Raw genomic sequence first — 377 nt, 5'->3', positions numbered from 1 at the left:
TTCCGGCCGCGACACTAGACTTGGGGCCATGGCGAAATGGACTGCGAAGCACGAGGCACCCGAGCCCCTTGAGGGCCCGGTGGTCGCGACCGTCACCGGCGGCACGATCCTCTGGTTCGCCCTCTTCGTGGTCCAGCTCCCCTTCTACGGGTGGTTCGCCGACCGGGACCTGCTGTGGTGGGTGTGGTGCTGCGCGGCCGGAGGCGTGCTCGGCCTGATCGGCCTCTGGTACGTCCGCGGGCGCGACGCGGCCCTCAAGCGGCACGCCGATGCGCTGGCCGCGCGGGACGAGGGGGATGTGACGGGCCCGCCTGGCCCGGCGCCCCACGCCGGCTAGCGACGCGACCGGCCCGGCTCGGCCCGGCCCCGGCCCGGCC

Annotated in this window: 1 protein-coding gene; it reads left to right on the top strand. The window is 75.1% G+C overall.

From position 1 onward, the window contains the following. Positions 1-28: 28 nt before the first annotated feature. The gene (locus tag J7I97_RS24240) at positions 29-337 is read left to right on the top strand and encodes a DUF2530 domain-containing protein (protein WP_214938388.1); all 309 of its coding nucleotides are present in this window, start codon (positions 29-31) and stop codon (positions 335-337) included. Positions 338-377: the final 40 nt, after the last annotated feature.

The organism is Streptomyces sp. ISL-87 (genome assembly GCF_018614095.1).
Lineage (GTDB): Bacteria > Actinomycetota > Actinomycetes > Streptomycetales > Streptomycetaceae > Streptomyces.
Note: the sequence above shows the minus strand (reverse complement) of the source record. Positions and strands in the feature narration are given on the sequence as shown.